We start from the raw sequence: 15,575 nt of genomic DNA, 5'->3' as shown, positions 1-15,575 counted from the left end.
CCATGCGCACGCTGTGTGCGAGCACGCTGATCGGCGAGTTCTTCGTGATCGGGTTCGCCGGTCTGGTCGCGATGCAGACCTCGGGCCACTCCACGGCCACGGTCTGGACGGTCAGCGGCGTCGCGATGGTGCTGTGCGTCCTGCTGTGCGGCGTGCTCACCCGCCCCGGCGGCGTGCAGCTCGGCTGGGCCCTCCAGGTGGCCCTGATCGCCAGCGGCTTCGTGGTGGGCACGATGTTCTTCCTCGGCGCGGTCTTCGCCGCGCTGTGGTGGGCGTCGGTGCACTTCGGCCGCAAGATCGACGAGGCGAAGGCCCGGTGGGCGGCCCAGGCGGAGGAGGGGCCGCAGCCGGGCACGGCGTAGCCACGGCTTCCGGGTCCGGTCCTGTGCGACCCGACCCGACCCGGTCCGACCCGACCCGATTCGGTCCGGACCGGTCCCGGGCCCGCCGGGCCGCCACCCGGACCCCATCGCTCACACGTGCGAAAACCGTGCCCGCATCACCCGTTCGGCCCTCCGCCCGGCCCCGGTACCGCGTACAGCCCAACGCCGTCACCCATGTAGCCTCAGGGCACCTGCCGTCTGTCGCACGTCACCCAAGGAGCCCCTCCCGTGAGCCAGCGCACGCTCGTCCTCCTCAAGCCCGACGCGGTCCGCCGCGGCCTGGTCGGTGAGATTCTCGGCCGTATCGAGCGCAAGGCGGGCTGGACGATCAGCGCGCTGGAGCTGCGCACCCTGGACCGCGAGATCCTGGAACAGCACTACGCCGAGCACGTCGGCCGGGACTTCTACGAGCCGTTGGTGCAGTTCATGTCGTCGGGCCCGGTGGTCAGCCTGGTCGTCGAGGGCGAGCGGGTCATCGAGGGCGTACGGGCGCTGGCCGGGCCGACCGACCCGATCAAGGCGCCCGGCGGCTCGATCCGCGGCGACTTCGGGACCATCACCCGGGAGAACCTCGTCCACGCCTCGGACTCGCCGGAGTCGGCGGAGCGTGAAATCAAGATTTTCTTCCCGGGCCGTTCCTGACATCAGGTCACCCCGACCCCCGGTGACCTGGGGTGACCGGCGGTCCGTCGGTCACCCCGCGGTATCCGCGCTCCGAACGGGGGAACGCTTCGGCGCGACACGACGTCCCCATTGAAGGGGGCGGGTCCGTGTTCCGCCGACAATGGCGAAGGAACCCCGCACCGCGTTCGAGCGGTGGGGACTTCGTGACTACGATGGAGCTTCCGCGCCCCGGCGCACCACACCTGCCGACCTCAAGTAAGCATTCGCTCCAGTTGGGAAGGCCAGACGTATCCTCATGGGGAACAACATGTCGTTCATCGGCCGTGACATGGCTGTCGACCTCGGGACCGCCAACACGCTGGTGTACGTCAGGGGTCGCGGGATCGTCCTCAACGAGCCGTCGGTCGTGGCCATCAACACCAACACCGGCGGCATCCTGGCCGTCGGGGCCGAGGCGAAGAAGATGATCGGCCGCACCCCCGGCAACATCGTCGCGGTGCGTCCTCTGAAGGACGGCGTGATCGCCGACTTCGAGATCACCGAGCGGATGCTCCGCTACTTCATCCTCAAGATCCACAAGCGCCGTTACCTGGCCCGCCCGCGCGTCGTCGTCTGTGTCCCCTCCGGCATCACCGGAGTCGAGCGCCGCGCGGTCATCGAGGCGTCCACCCAGGCCGGTGCGCGTCAGGTGCACATCATCGAGGAACCGATGGCCGCCGCGATCGGCTCCGGCCTGCCGGTCCACGAGGCCACCGGCAACATGGTGGTGGACATCGGCGGCGGTACGACCGAGGTCGCGGTGATCTCGCTCGGCGGCATCGTCACGGCCCAGTCGATCCGGGTGGCCGGCGACGAGCTGGACAACGCGATCATCCAGCACATCAAGAAGGAGTACAGCCTCCTGCTGGGCGAGCGCACCGCCGAGAGCATCAAGATCACCATCGGTTCGGCGTACGACCTGGAACAGGACGAGCACACCGAGATCCGCGGCCGCGACCTGGTCTCCGGCCTGCCCAAGACCGTCGTCATCTCGGCGGCCGAGGTCCGCAAGGCGATCGAGGAGCCGGTCAACTCCATCGTCGACGCGGTCAAGACCACGCTCGACAAGTGCCCGCCGGAGCTGTCCGGCGACGTGATGGACCGCGGCATCGTGCTCACCGGCGGCGGCGCCCTGCTCCGCGGCCTCGACGAGCGCCTGCGCCGCGAGACCGGCATGCCGATCCACATCGCCGAGGACCCGCTCGACTCCGTCGCGCTCGGCAGCGGCAAGTGCGTCGAGGAGTTCGAGGCCCTCCAGCAGGTACTGGACTCCCAGCCGCGCCGCTGAGGAATCCGACATTCCGCCGTACGGGCGGCTGATCGTCCGTACGGCGGATCGTTGATATACAAGCACCACGCCCCGACGGGCGCGCACTGCGCACAAAGGCACAACCGCACTCCCCAGCGCGACCGGCGCGGGCCCGCAGCCGGCCGGTCCTACGAGGAAGGACACGGCCGCCGCACGTGAGGGACACACGAGAGAGCCGGCTGCTACTGGTGCTGCTGGTCGCGATCGCGTTCGCGCTGATCACGGTGGACATCCGCGGCGGCGAACGGTCCCCGCTCGCCCCCGCCCGGCAGGCCGCCGCCGCGGCCTTCGGCCCGGTCGAGAGCGGCATCGCCACGGTCGTCGACCCGGTGGGCAACGCGGTCGGCGCGGTACGCGACTCCGGCGAGCGGCACACCCGGATCAGCGTCCTGGAACGCGAGAACGCCGCCCTCAAGGCGAAGCTCGGCTCCGCCGACCGCAACCGCAACCGGGCCGCCGAGCTGGACAAGATGCTCAAGACCGCCGGCACCGGCCAGTACGGCATCAAGGGCGCCCAGGTCATCGCCATCGGCGCGGCGCAGGGCTTCTCCTGGACCGTCACCATCGACGCCGGCTCCCAGGACGGCATCGCCCGCGACATGACCGTCCTCAACGGCGACGGCCTGGTCGGCCGGGTCACCACCGTCGGCCGCAGTACCGCCACCGTCCTGCTCGCCAACGACCCGGACTTCACCGTCGGCACCCGGATGGAGAAGACCAACGAGATCGGCTTCGCCACCGGCCAGGGCGGCGACTCGCTGCGCGTACAGCTCCTCAACGGCAAGGCCGAGGTGAAGAAGGGCGACCGGCTGGTCACCTTCGGCTCCAGCGCCGACAAGCCGTTCGTGCCCGGCGTCCCGGTCGGACGGGTCGTCAAGGTCGACCCGTCCAACGGCGACCTGACCCGCTCCCTCCAGGTCCGCCCGTTCGTCGGCTTCTCCCGGCTGGACATCGTCGGCGTGGTCGTCCAGCCGCCCCGCGAGGACCCGCGCGACACGGTGCTGCCGCAGAAACCCGCCAAACCCAAGCCGACGCCGACGGTCACCGTCACGGCCACCCCCACCGCGAGCGCCTCCCCCAGGAGCTGACCGATGCGCATCAAGAGGATCCTGCTCTCCGCCGCGCTGGTGGTCGTGGCCCTGCTGGTCCAGGTCGGTGTGCTGGCGCGGCTCCAGCTCCCGGGCGCCACACCGGACCTGCTGCTCCTGGTCGTCCTCGGTCTCGCCCTGGTGTACGGGCACGTCAGCGGCGCCCTGGTCGGCTTCGGCGCCGGGCTGCTCGCCGACCTCGCGCCGCCCTCCGACCACGCCATCGGCCGGTACGCGCTGGTGCTGTGCGTCATCGGGTACGTGGCCGGGCTGACCAAGCCGGACACCGGGCAGCACCGCTCGGCGACCATGCCGCTGGTCGTCGTGGTCGCCGCCGCCCTCGGCTCGACGCTGCTGTACGCGGGCGTCGGCTCGCTCGTCGGCGACTCCGCCGCCCGGCACGTCGGCCTGGGCTGGCTGCTGTTCACCGCCACGCTCTACGACCTGCTGCTGGCCCCGTTCGCCGTACCCCTGGTGATGGCGCTGGCCCGCAGGACGGACCACGACCCGCTGGCTGCGGACGCCGCCGGCGGGCAAGGCGGCTCCGCCAAGGGCCGCAAGAGCGTGCACGGCTGGATCGGCTCCGGTACCGGCCTGAAGGCGAGCCGCTCGATGCGCACCAACCTCCCGGCCAAGCCGGCCCGGATCGGCGGCCAGCGCGGCGGACTGCTCGGCAGATCGGCCCGTAACAGGGCAGGACGCATCAAGGGGGTCAAGCGACTGTGACCAACATTCCGGAGACCGGCCGTACCTCGCGCGTCACGATCCGGCTGATCGCCATCCAGATCCTCGTCTTCTCCCTGCTGCTGACCCTCGGCGGCCGGCTCTGGTACCTCCAGATCCGCAACGGCCGGGAGTACGCCGACGAGGCCCGCAACAACCACGTCCAGCAGGTCGTCGAACCGGCCACCCGCGGCTCCATCCTCGACGCCCGCGGCATCCCGCTCGCCGACAACCAGACCCGCCTGGTCGTCTCCGCCAGCCGTACCGACCTGCTGAAGATGAAGGACGACGGCAAGGCCGTGCTCGGCCGGCTCGCCAAGGTCCTGGGCATGTCGGAGACGGAGATCCGCAACAAGGTCCGGCTGTGCGACGCCAGGACCCCGCAGCCCTGCTGGAACGGCTCGCCCTTCCAGCCCATCCCGATCACGGACGAGGCCACCACCCAGCAGGCCCTCCAGATCCGCGAACGCTCCGAGGACTTCCCCGGCATCTCCGCCGAGCCCACCGCCGTACGCCGCTACGCCGCGCCCGGCAAGGCCGAGACCGCGCAGGTCCTCGGCTATCTCTCGCCGGTCACCGACGACGAGATCCAGAAGGCCAAGAACACCCGCTCGCCGCTGCTGCGCTCCGACCAGATCGGCCGGTCCGGGCTGGAGCGCACCTACGACAGCGCGCTGCGCGGCAAGGCCGGCGTGACCCGCTACGAGGTCGACAACCTCGGCCGGGTCATCGGCAAGGCCAAGAGCGACAAGGCGGTTCCCGGCTCCAACGTCGTCACGAGCATAGACGCCCGTGTCCAGGCCATAGCGGAGAAGGAACTGGCGCAGGCGATGAAGGACGCCCGCGGCACCCACGACAAGAACACCGGCACCAACTACAAGGCCGACGCGGGCGCCGTGGTCGTCATGGAGAACAAGACCGGCCGGGTCGTCTCCATGGCCTCCAACCCGTCCTACGATCCCAACGCCTGGGTCGGCGGCATCAGCGGCAAGGACTACGCGAAGCTGACCGGAAAGGAGTCCAACTACCCGCTGCTCAATCGGGCGATCCAGGGGCAGGCCGCGCCCGGCTCGATCTTCAAGGTCATCTCGACCTCGGCCGCGGTCAACGCCGGATACGACTTCAACGGCACCTACCCCTGCACCGCCTCCTTCAACATCGGCGGCCAGGTCTTCAAGAACTTCGAGTCCAAGGGCTACGGCCCGATCAACCTCGGCCGGGCGCTGGAGGTCTCCTGCGACACCGTTTTCTACAGCCTCGCCTACCAGCAGTGGCAGAAGGACGGCGGCAACAAGCCGAAGAACCCGGCCGACTGGTTCTACAAGACGGCACACCAGTTCGGCCTCGGCAAGGAGACCGGCATCGACCTGCCCAACGAGGTCACCGGCCGGGTTCCGGACCGCCAGTGGAAGAAGCGGTACTGGGAGGCCAACAAGGACGGCTGGTGCAAGCAGGGCCGGACCGGCGACGACTACGTCTCGAAGATCGCCAGGGAGAACTGCGAGTCCGGCATGAAGATGCGCGCCGGTGACTCCGTCAACTACTCCATCGGCCAGGGCGACACCCAGGTCACCCCGATACAGATGGCGACGATCTACGCGGCCATCGCCAACGGCGGCACCCTGTACAACCCGACCGTGGGCAAGGCCATCGTCAGCCCGGACGGCAAGCACATCGAGAACATCGAGCCCAAGGCGCACGGGAAGCTGCCGGTGACGGCCAAGACGCTGTCCCAGATCGACGGCGCGCTGGCCGGTGTCGCCACCCGCGGCACCGCCGCCTGGCGCTTCCAGGGCTGGCCGCAGGACAAGATCCCGATGCACGCCAAGACGGGTACCGCCGAGGTCTACGGCAAGCAGACGACGGGCTGGTTCGCCACGTACACCAAGGACTACACGATCGTCATGACCATCTCCCAGGGCGGTACGGGGTCGGGCTCCGCCGGCCCGGCCGTGCGCAAGATCTACAACGCGCTGTACGGGGTGGACGACAAGGGCAAGATCGACGAGAAGGCCGCGCTGCTGCCCAGGCCGCAGACCGGCCTGCCCAAGATCCTGGGCGACGGCACGATCCAGGCGCAGCCCATCAAGCCCGTCGCCGCCACCCCGCCGTCCGCCGCGCCCGGAAGGCGGGAACCGTGACCAGCTCGCACACGGCGAACGGCTTCACCGTCCGCCGCTACTCCCCGGACCGCGGTGCCTGGGGCAGGCTGACGGCGCGCGACTCGGTCGTCCGCCGGCTCGACTGGGTCATGCTGCTGTGCTGCCTGGCCCTGTCCCTGATCGGCGCGGTGCTGGTCTTCTCCGCGACCCGCAACCGCACCGAACTCAACCACGGCGACGAGTTCGGCTTCCTCCTGCGCCATCTGCTGAACACCGGCATCGGCCTGGCCCTGGCGGCCGGCGCGATCTGGCTCGGCCACCGCACGCTGCGCGGGGCGGTACCGATCCTGTACGTCCTCTCGCTGCTGCTGTCGCTGCTCGTCCTGACGCCGGTGGGCGCCACGATCAACGGCTCCCGCTCGTGGCTGGCCATCCCCGGCGGGCTCTCCCTGCAGCCCGCCGAATTCGCCAAGATCACGATCACACTGGGGATGGCGGTGATCCTCGCGGGCCGGGTCGACGCGGGCGACCGCCCGCACCCCGATCACCGCACCGTCGTGCAGGCCCTCGGCCTGGCCGCGATCCCCGTCGTCATCATCATGCTGATGCCGGACCTCGGCTCCGTCATGGTCCTCGGCGCGATCATCCTCGGCGTCCTGCTCGCCTCCGGCGCCTCCAACCGGTGGATCCTCGGGCTGGTGGGCGCAGGCGTCGTCGGCTGCGTCGCCATCTGGCAGCTCGGCCTGCTGGACGACTACCAGATCGCCCGCTTCGCCGCCTTCGCCAACCCGAGCCTGGACCCGGCGGGCGTCGGCTACAACACCAACCAGGCACGCATCGCGATCGGCGGCGGCGGGCTGACCGGCTCCGGTCTCTTCCAGGGCAGCCAGACCACCGGCCAGTTCGTCCCGGAGCAGCAGACCGACTTCATCTTCACCGTCGCCGGTGAGGAGCTGGGCTTCCTCGGCGCGGGCCTGATCATCGTCCTGCTGGGCGTCGTCCTCTGGCGTGCCTGCCGCATCGCCCGCGAGGCCAGCGAGCTCTACAGCACCATCGTCGCGGCGGGCTGCGTCTCCTGGTTCTCCTTCCAGGCGTTCGAGAACATCGGCATGACGCTCGGCATCATGCCGGTCACCGGGCTCCCGCTGCCGTTCGTCTCGTACGGCGGCACGTCCATGTTCGCGGTCTGGATCGCCATAGGGCTGCTCCAGTCCATCCATGTGCAGCGGCCGGTGTCGGCCTGACCCGCGCCGGCCGTACGTCACATCCGTACGGCACGTCCGTACGTCAGCGGGCGGCGCGGTAGGAGCTGTAGGCGACCAGCGCGGCGAGCACCGCGGCGCTCGTCACGGTGGCGAGGAGCACCCACAGGGCGATCCGCGCCCCGCCCGCCCGCTGCCGGGCCTGCGGCCGGGACCGGCCGGCCCGGGGCTCCCGGGGAGCCTCCGAGACGCCGCTGAGGGCCGTGTCGGCCAGCAGCCGACGGCAGGCGGCGGCCAGTTCGTCCGTACCGCTGTCCAGCCGCATCACCGTCTCGGCCCGCGCGGGCGCGCTCGTACCGCCGTCCAGGATGCGGCCCGCCCGTAAGAGCACCTCGCCCCGCGTCCCGGTGACGGACAGGCTGATCCACCGCTGGACGTGCTCGCCCCGTATGACCACCCCGCCCGTCCGGTCCCGGTAGACCGTGTGCTGCTGCCAGAGGACAGCGGCCAACTGGCGTGCGGTGTCCGTCAGATGCGCGAGCATCGTTCCCCCCTGCTCTGATGTGCGCCGGTCAAGGAACGCACTGTACCGGCAGGTGACGGGCAGGCCCGGAGGAGGGTTGCCGAGCACGGCGCTCCGCTCCCGCACGGGGGGCGGGAACGGGGGGTGCCCGTCCCGGAGGCGGGGCGGGCACTCCCGTTCAGATCACGCTCCCTGCTGGAGCCGCAGCAAGGAGGCCGCCAGTTGGTCCACCTCCTCGGGAGTGTTGTAGAGGGCCAGGGAGGCGCGTACGGCGCTGTCCAGGCCGTAGTGGGCCAGGGCCGGCTGCGCGCAGTGATGCCCTGAGCGGACGGCGATGCCCTCCAGGTCGAGGGCCTGCGCCACCGCCGTCGAGTCGTGCCCGGCGAGCGTGAAGGCCAGCACCCCGATGCGGTCGGGGGCCTCGCCCAGCACCCGCAGGCCGGGTACGGCCGCCAGCACCTGCTGCGCGTAGGCCAGCAACTGGGCCTCGTACGCGGCGATGGCCTCGTGGCCGAAGGAGGACAGCCAGTCGAGGGCCGCGAGCAGCCCCACCACGCCGGAGATGTGCCCGGTACCGGCCTCGAAGAGGTGCGGTGCGGGCGCGAACGTCGTGCGGTCGAAGGAAACGGACTCGATCATGTTCCCGCCGCCCTGCCACGGTGCCATCGACGCCAGCAGTTCGGGCTTGGCGTACAGCGCGCCGATCCCTGTGGGCGCGAACAGCTTGTGACCGGAGAAGGCGTAGAAGTCGGCGTCCAGAGCCTGCACGTCGACCGGGAAGTGAGCCACCGCCTGCGCGCCGTCCACCAGCACCTTGGCGCCGTAGCGGTGGGCCAGCGCCGTCATCTCCGCCACCGGTGGGACGGTGCCCAGCACGTTGGAGGCATGGCTGACGGCCACCAGGCGGGTACGGGAGGACAGCAGGTCGGCATAGGCGAACTGGTCGATCTGCCCGTCCGGCAGCAGCGGGACCGGCACCACCCGGGCGTGCGTCTCGGCGGCGAGCTGCTGCCAGGGCACGATGTCGGAGTGGTGCTCCAGTACGGGGACGAGGATGTCGTCACCCGGACCGACGTTGGCCCGCCCCCACGTCTGGGCGACCAGGTTGATCGCCTCGGTGGTGCCCCGGACGAAGACGATCTCCTCGGGGGACGGGGCGCCCAGGAAGTCCGCGACGGCGGCCCGGCCCGCTTCGTACAGGGCGGTGGCGTCGCGGGCCATGGTGTGGGCGCCGCGGTGGATGTTGGAGTTGGCCGAGCCGTAGAACGCGGACACGGCCTCGATCACCTGGCGCGGTTTCTGCGTGGTGGCGCCGTTGTCGAGCCACACGAGCGGCCGGCCGTTGACCAGCCGGTGCAGGATCGGGACGTCGCGGCGCGCCATCTCCGGGGAGAAGGCGCCGCGTTGGGCACCGGGGAACTGCTGGGGGACGGAACCGGCGGTGGGGTCGGTTGCGGGAACGGCGGGAGCGGTGGGAGCGGTGGGGACGGTGGTGGCCGTGTCGGGGGCCGGGGCGGCACTCGCGGCAGGGGCCGCGCCCGTGGCCGGGATCGCGCCCACGCCGGGGACGGCGCCCGTGGCCGGGACGGAGTTCGTGTCCGGGACCGCGTGCGTAGCCGGGGCCGCGCTCATTCCGGGTATCGCGCTCATGCCCGGGACGGTGTCGAAGCCGAGGTAGTGCTCCGCTCCGGGGGCCGTGGACGCCGTACCGGGTGCGGCACTTGACGACGCGCCGCCCCTGCCGGAGCCCGCGCTCGGAACCGGCGGCATGCCCGGCAGGCCCGCCATGGCCGCGGCCGGTACGACGGTCGCCCCCGCGCCCGGAGCCGCTCCCATGCTCGGTGCCGTGGCCGGTGAGGCGGCCGCTGACGTCTCCGGTGCCGTGTTCGCCGGCCCGGCCGGGGCCGTGCCGGCGGCAGGCGACGCCGCCGGGGTCGCGGTGCCGGCCTTCGTCCCCTTGCCCAGGAGCGCGCTCAGCGGTGCCGTGAGCCCCGTGACCTCAGGAGTAGTCATGGTACTTGGACACCTCGACGTTCTGGAGGACGGCCAGGGCGTCCTCGACCAGGACGGCGGTGTTGAAGTAGGCCGTGACCAGGTACGAGGTGATGGCCTTCTGGTCCACGCCCATGTTGCGGACGGACAGGCCGGGTTCCGCCTCGTCGGGCACCGAGCTGGGGCGCAGACCCACCACGCCCTGCTCGGCCTCGCCCACCCGCATCAGCAGGATCTCCGTCGTGCCCGCGCCGTTGATGCCCACCTTGTCGGACGGCAGCAGCGGCACGCCGCGCCAGGTCAGCAGCGGACTGCCGAACCGGGTGTCGGTCACCGGGGGCACACCCCGGCGGGTACATTCGCGCCCGAACGCGGCGATCGCCCGCGGGTGCGCCACGAAGTACGCGGGCTGCTTCCACACCTTGGCCAGCAGCTCGTCCAGGTCGTCCGGCGTCGGCGCGCCGGTGCGCGGCTGCACCCGCATCCCCGGCGCGACCTGGTTGAACAGGCCGAACTCCGGGTGGTTGAGCATCATCGACTCCTGCCGCTCACGCAGGGCGTGCACGGTCAGGTTGCTCTGCGCCCGGGTCTGGTCGATGGGCTGGTTGTACAGGTCGGCGACCCGGGTGTGCACGCGCAGCACGGTCTGGGCGAGGCTCATGTGGTACTCGCGCGGTGCGTCCTCGTACTCCACGTACGTGCCCGGCAGCACCGGTTCGCCGACGTGCCCGGAGGCCAGGTCGACCGGCGCCTCGGCGCCCGGCGTGGGCCCTTCGCCGGAGCAGTAGGACTCCATCGAGGTGCGCAACGACTCGTCGCGGTCGGCCAGTTCGGCCAGCTTGGAGCGGTGGACGCACAGCGCGACACCGGGGGTGAGGGCGCGGACCCGGTACGGCAGCGTCTCGCCCCTGGCCCAGGCCTCCAGGTCGAAGAACTGGCCGTCGCCGACGATCTCCAGCAGCGCGTCCTCGCCGTAGCGGCCGGTCACCCGCTTCTCCGCGCGGCCCCGTACGAGCACCCAGAGCCGGTCCGCGCTGTCGCTCTCCGAGCACAGTAACTGTCCGGCCTCGAAGGTCACCTCGTCGCACGTCTCGGCCAGTTCGCGCAGTTGCCCCTCGTCGGCCTGCCGCAGGAACGGCAGTTCCCGCAGGTCCTCGGGCACGATGCGGTGGCTGTCGCCCTCGGAGAAGGTGCTGATCCGGTCGTCGCCGAGGATGAAGGTACGGCGGCGGTTGACGCGGTAGACACCGGCCTCGACGTCCACCCACGGCAGGGCGCGCAGCAGGTAGCGCGGGGTGATGCCGCGCATCTGCGGCGTGGTCTTGGTGGCGGTGGCGAGTTGTCGTGCCGCATCGGGACTGAGGCTCTGGCGGCCGTTGGTGGTCATCGCTCTCCTCGCGAAAGGGCGCGCGGACGCACCGCGGCCCTCGTGGCCGCCGCGGTCCGCACGCGGGATGAGGGGACCGATCGTCCGAGCGGCAACTGCCGACGGCAAGACGGCGTATTTCCGCAACCGGCCGGAAAGGAGCTGTCCGGCATTCGCAGGTGTTCGTGCGGAGATGAACTGATTGCGGTGCGGACGCCGCGTGGCCAGCCCGGAACTCCTCCGGCGGGTGGCGCGCCACCGTCGGAACGTCCGGTCGGGGACTGCCTCGGCGCCGCACACGCGGCTAGATTCGATCCATGGCGGACACCGTGCGGGAAATCGAGCGAAAGTACGAGGCTGATGACAGCACCGAACTGCCCGACCTGACCGGCGTCGCCGGGGTCGCGGCCGTCGCGGACCAGGGCACCGTAGTCCTGCTCGCCACCTACTACGACACCCCGGACCAACGGCTCGCCGCCGACGGCGTCACGCTGCGGCGGCGCACCGGGGGCGGCGACGCGGGCTGGCACCTGAAGCTGCCGGTCGCCCCCGGCGTACGGGACGAGGTGCGGATGCCGCTCGCCGACCGGGTGCCGCCGGAGCTCGCGGCGCTGGTGCGCTCGCGGGTGCGCGGCGCACGCCTGGCGCCGGTGGCGCAGTTGCGGACCCGGCGCACGCTGCGGGTGCTGGAGAGCGAGCGGGGAGAGCCGCTCGCCGAGGTGGCGGTCGACGAGGTGGTGGCGCACCGGGTGGACGGTGCGGGGCCGGACCAGGGTCAGGGTCACGACCACGACCAGGATCAGGACCACGGCCAGGAGTCTGCGGGAAGCCGGGTGACGGTCGGTGTCCGCTGGCGCGAGATCGAGGTGGAGTTGGTGGGGGACGCGACTCCCGCTCTCCTGGACGCCGTGGAGGAGGTTTTCGCGGCCGCGGGGGTACGGCCCGCGAGTTCGGCGTCCAAGCTGGCCCGCGCGCTGGCGGAGACGGCGGACCAGCAGCCGCAGGAGCGGGTGAAGCGGGGGAAGCCCGACCCGGCCGGGAAACCCGGCAAGGCGACCAAGCCCGGCAAGCCCGGCAAGGTCGGCAAGGCCGGAAAAGCCGGCGTGTCCCCCCGGTCCGCCGGCCTCCGTACCGCCGGTGACGCCGTCCTCGCCTACGTCCGTGAGCAGATCCGCACCCTCGTCGAGCTGGACCCGGCCGTCCGCCGGGACGTACCCGACTCGGTGCACCAGATGCGGGTCGCCACCCGCCGGCTGCGCAGCGCCTTCCGCTCGTACGGTGCGGTGCTGGACCGGTCGGTGACCGATCCGATCAGCGACGAACTGAAGTGGCTGGCCGGTGAGTTGGGTGTCGACCGGGACCGTGAGGTGCTGGCGGAGCGGCTGCGGGAGGGGCTGCGGGAGCTGCCGCGTGAGCTGCGGCTGGGCCCGGTGGCCGCGCGCCTGCGCCTGTGGTCGCAGCGCCGCCGTCTCGGCTCCCGGCAGTCGCTGCTCGCGGTCCTGGACGGGGCGCGGCACCTGGCGCTGCTGGAGAGCCTGCACACGCTCCTGGCGGACCCGCCGCTGCGTCCGGCCGCGGCCCGCCCGCCGGGGCGCACGATGGCGAAGGCCGTGCTCAAGGACTACCGGCGGCTGGACGGGCGGATGGCGGCCGCGCTGGCGGCGCCGCCCGGGCCGGAACGCGACGAGGCGCTGCACGCCGCCCGCAAGGCGGCCAAGCGGGTGCGGTACGCGGCGGAGGCGGCGACGCCGGTGCTGGGCCGTCCGGCGAAGAAGTTCGCCACCCGCATGAAGCGGGTGCAGCAACTGCTCGGCGAACACCAGGACAGCGTGCTGGCCCGAGCGGCGCTGCGGGACCTCGCCGTACAGGCGCACGGTGCGGGAGAGGGCGGCTTCAGTTTCGGACTGCTGTACGGGCGGGAGGAGGCGGTCGCGGCGGCCGGGGAGCGGGAGTTGCCCGGGGTGTGGCGGAAGGCGTCGAAGCCGGCACACCGCAGGAAACTGCGCGGGTGACGCGCCGCGGGTGAGCCGGCGGGCGGGGGCGGGACGGCGGCGACGACCGTGGCGGTGACCGTGGCGTGGCGGGCAGCACGGGTCCGCGCCACGCCCGGCGGGCCGCCGCCCGCCCGGTGACCCACCGTCCGCGCGCCGTCACCCCTTGCCCACCAGGGCGGTCTCGTCAACAGGGCCGCGTTCCCGAGGTACGCTGGATGGTCACCCCTGCCAGCTCATGAAAGACGCCGCGATGCCTGTCGAGACGGTCTTCCCGCGCCTGGAAGCGCTTCTCCCGCATGTCCAGAAGCCCATCCAGTACGTCGGTGGAGAGCTCAACTCCACCGTCAAAGACTGGGATTCCTGCGATGTGCGCTGGTCGCTCATGTACCCGGACGCCTACGAGGTCGGGCTGCCCAACCAGGGCGTCATGATCCTTTACGAGGTCCTCAACGAGCGCGAGGGCGTGCTCGCCGAGCGCACGTACAGCGTGTGGCCGGACCTCGAAGCGCTGATGCGCGAGCACAAGGTGCCGCAGTTCACGGTCGACGCGCACCGCCCGGTCAGCGCCTTCGACGTGCTCGGCGTCTCCTTCTCCACCGAGCTGGGCTACACCAACCTGCTCACCGCCCTGGACCTGTCGGGCATCCCGATCGAGGCCAAGGACCGTACGGAGGACCACCCGCTGATCCTCGCGGGCGGTCACGCGGCGTTCAATCCGGAGCCGATCGCCGACTTCCTGGACTGCGCGGTGGTCGGCGACGGCGAGCAGGCCGTGCTGGAGATCACCGACATCATCCGCGCCTGGAAGGCCGAGGGCCGTCCCGGCGGGCGCGACGAGCTGCTGTTCCGCCTCGCGAGGACCGGCAGCGTGTACGTCCCCAAGTTCTACGACGTGGAGTACCTGGCCGACGGGCGCATCTCGCGCGTCGTGCCGAACCGCTCCGGCGTCCCGTGGCGGGTGTCCAAGCACACCGTCATGGACCTGGACGAGTGGCCCTACCCCAAGCAGCCGCTCGTCCCGCTGGCCGAGACCGTCCACGAACGGATGTCGGTCGAGATCTTCCGTGGCTGCACCCGCGGCTGCCGTTTCTGCCAGGCAGGCATGATCACGCGCCCCGTGCGGGAGCGAAGCATCACCGGCATCGGCGAGATGGTGGACAAGGGTCTGAAGGCCACGGGATTCGAGGAGGTCGGCCTGCTGTCGCTGTCCTCCGCGGACCACACCGAGATCGGCGACATCGCCAAGGGCCTCGCCGACCGGTACGAGGAAGACAAGATCGGCCTGTCGCTGCCGTCGACCCGCGTCGACGCCTTCAACGTCGATCTTGCCAACGAGCTGACGCGCAACGGCCGACGCTCGGGACTGACCTTCGCGCCCGAGGGCGGCAGCGAGCGGATGCGCAAGGTCATCAACAAGATGGTCTCGGAAGAGGACCTGATCCGTACGGTCGCCACGGCCTACGGCAACGGCTGGCGGCAGGTGAAGCTGTACTTCATGTGCGGCCTGCCCACCGAGACCGACGAGGACGTCCTCCAGATCGGCGACATGGCGGTCAACGTGATCGCCAAGGGCCGCCAGGTGGCCAACTCCAACGACATCCGCTGCACGGTCTCCATCGGCGGCTTCGTGCCCAAGCCGCACACGCCGTTCCAGTGGGCGCCGCAGCTCTCCGCCGAGGAGACCGACGCGCGCCTGGAGAAGCTGCGCGACAAGATCCGCGGCGACAAGAAGTACGGCCGCTCCATCGGCTTCCGCTACCACGACGGCAAGCCCGGCATCGTCGAGGGCCTGCTCTCGCGCGGTGACCGCCGCGTCGGCTCGGTCATCCGCGCCGTCTACGAGGGCGGCGGCCGCTTCGACGGCTGGCGCGAGCACTTCTCGTACGACCGCTGGATGAAGGCCGCCGAGGAGACGCTGCCCGAGTACGGCGTGGACGTCGCCTGGTACACCACCCGTGAGCGGACGTACGAGGAGGTCCTGCCCTGGGACCACCTGGACTCCGGTCTGGACAAGGACTGGCTCTGGGAGGACTGGCAGGACGCCCTCGACGAGACCGAGGTCGAGGACTGCCGCTGGACCCCGTGCTTCGACTGCGGCGTGTGCCCGCAGCTCGATCTCGACATCCAGATCGGCCCGACGGGCAAGAAGCTGCTGCCGCTGACCGTCGTCAAGTAAGCGATCCAGGCGCGCGAGCGCGCCACGGCCCGTGCCCCGGCCCGGCCCCCGCAG

General features: G+C 71.3%; 12 protein-coding genes. 9 read left to right on the top strand and 3 right to left on the bottom strand.

What is annotated here, in order from left to right; all coding sequences use genetic code 11:
* Positions 1 to 2 precede the first annotated feature (2 nt).
* The 7 genes from ACZ4QV_RS06190 (at position 3) to rodA (ending at position 7,512) form a co-directional block, all read left to right on the top strand.
* Complete coding sequence (locus ACZ4QV_RS06190; protein WP_361144235.1) at positions 3 to 362, top strand: DUF4233 domain-containing protein; 360 nt, start codon at positions 3 to 5, stop codon at positions 360 to 362.
* Between the two features lie 249 nt (positions 363 to 611).
* Positions 612 to 1,025, top strand: coding sequence for a nucleoside-diphosphate kinase (ndk, locus tag ACZ4QV_RS06185; RefSeq protein WP_031001873.1), 414 nt, complete (start codon positions 612 to 614; stop codon positions 1,023 to 1,025).
* Positions 1,026 to 1,314: 289 nt separating this feature from the next.
* Positions 1,315 to 2,334: a rod shape-determining protein gene (locus tag ACZ4QV_RS06180; protein ID WP_003985182.1), complete on the top strand. Its 1,020-nt coding sequence runs from the start codon at positions 1,315 to 1,317 to the stop codon at positions 2,332 to 2,334.
* A 176-nt stretch (positions 2,335 to 2,510) separates the two neighbouring features.
* Positions 2,511 to 3,443: a rod shape-determining protein MreC gene (mreC, locus tag ACZ4QV_RS06175; protein ID WP_361144232.1), complete on the top strand. Its 933-nt coding sequence runs from the start codon at positions 2,511 to 2,513 to the stop codon at positions 3,441 to 3,443.
* 3 nt (positions 3,444 to 3,446) lie between these two features.
* A complete protein-coding gene (gene mreD / locus ACZ4QV_RS06170) occupies positions 3,447 to 4,169 on the top strand; it encodes a rod shape-determining protein MreD (RefSeq protein ID WP_361144229.1) in 723 nt (240 codons plus the stop codon).
* The gene (mrdA, locus tag ACZ4QV_RS06165) at positions 4,166 to 6,307 is read left to right on the top strand and encodes a penicillin-binding protein 2 (protein WP_361582377.1); all 2,142 of its coding nucleotides are present in this window, start codon (positions 4,166 to 4,168) and stop codon (positions 6,305 to 6,307) included. Before mreD ends, mrdA begins: the two co-directional genes overlap by 4 nt.
* On the top strand, positions 6,304 to 7,512 hold the full coding sequence (gene rodA, locus ACZ4QV_RS06160; RefSeq protein WP_361144223.1) for a rod shape-determining protein RodA: 1,209 nt from the start codon (positions 6,304 to 6,306) through the stop codon (positions 7,510 to 7,512). Before mrdA ends, rodA begins: the two co-directional genes overlap by 4 nt.
* A gap of 43 nt (positions 7,513 to 7,555) precedes the next feature.
* Here rodA and ACZ4QV_RS06155 read toward each other — a convergent pair whose 3' ends face one another.
* From ACZ4QV_RS06155 to ACZ4QV_RS06145, 3 genes are all read right to left on the bottom strand, one after another.
* Positions 7,556 to 8,014 carry a hypothetical protein gene (locus ACZ4QV_RS06155; RefSeq protein ID WP_361144220.1) on the bottom strand — a complete coding sequence of 153 codons (459 nt, stop codon included), beginning with the start codon at positions 8,012 to 8,014 and terminating at the stop codon, positions 7,556 to 7,558.
* A 162-nt stretch (positions 8,015 to 8,176) separates the two neighbouring features.
* The gene (locus ACZ4QV_RS06150) at positions 8,177 to 9,625 is read right to left on the bottom strand and encodes a cysteine desulfurase (protein ID WP_361582644.1); all 1,449 of its coding nucleotides are present in this window, start codon (positions 9,623 to 9,625) and stop codon (positions 8,177 to 8,179) included.
* Between the two features lie 367 nt (positions 9,626 to 9,992).
* Positions 9,993 to 11,372 (bottom strand): family 2B encapsulin nanocompartment shell protein, encoded by a 1,380-nt coding sequence (locus ACZ4QV_RS06145; RefSeq protein WP_361582372.1) that lies wholly within the window; start codon positions 11,370 to 11,372, stop codon positions 9,993 to 9,995.
* A gap of 296 nt (positions 11,373 to 11,668) precedes the next feature.
* Between ACZ4QV_RS06145 and ACZ4QV_RS06140 the strand changes: the two genes are divergently transcribed.
* Both ACZ4QV_RS06140 and ACZ4QV_RS06135 read left to right on the top strand, forming a co-directional pair.
* Positions 11,669 to 13,363: a CYTH and CHAD domain-containing protein gene (locus tag ACZ4QV_RS06140; protein WP_361582369.1), complete on the top strand. Its 1,695-nt coding sequence runs from the start codon at positions 11,669 to 11,671 to the stop codon at positions 13,361 to 13,363.
* Between the two features lie 232 nt (positions 13,364 to 13,595).
* On the top strand, positions 13,596 to 15,521 hold the full coding sequence (locus ACZ4QV_RS06135; protein WP_361144211.1) for a TIGR03960 family B12-binding radical SAM protein: 1,926 nt from the start codon (positions 13,596 to 13,598) through the stop codon (positions 15,519 to 15,521).
* Positions 15,522 to 15,575 lie beyond the last annotated feature (54 nt).

The organism is Streptomyces sp. NPDC026394 (assembly GCF_055567735.1).
Note: the sequence above shows the minus strand (reverse complement) of the source record. Positions and strands in the feature narration are given on the sequence as shown.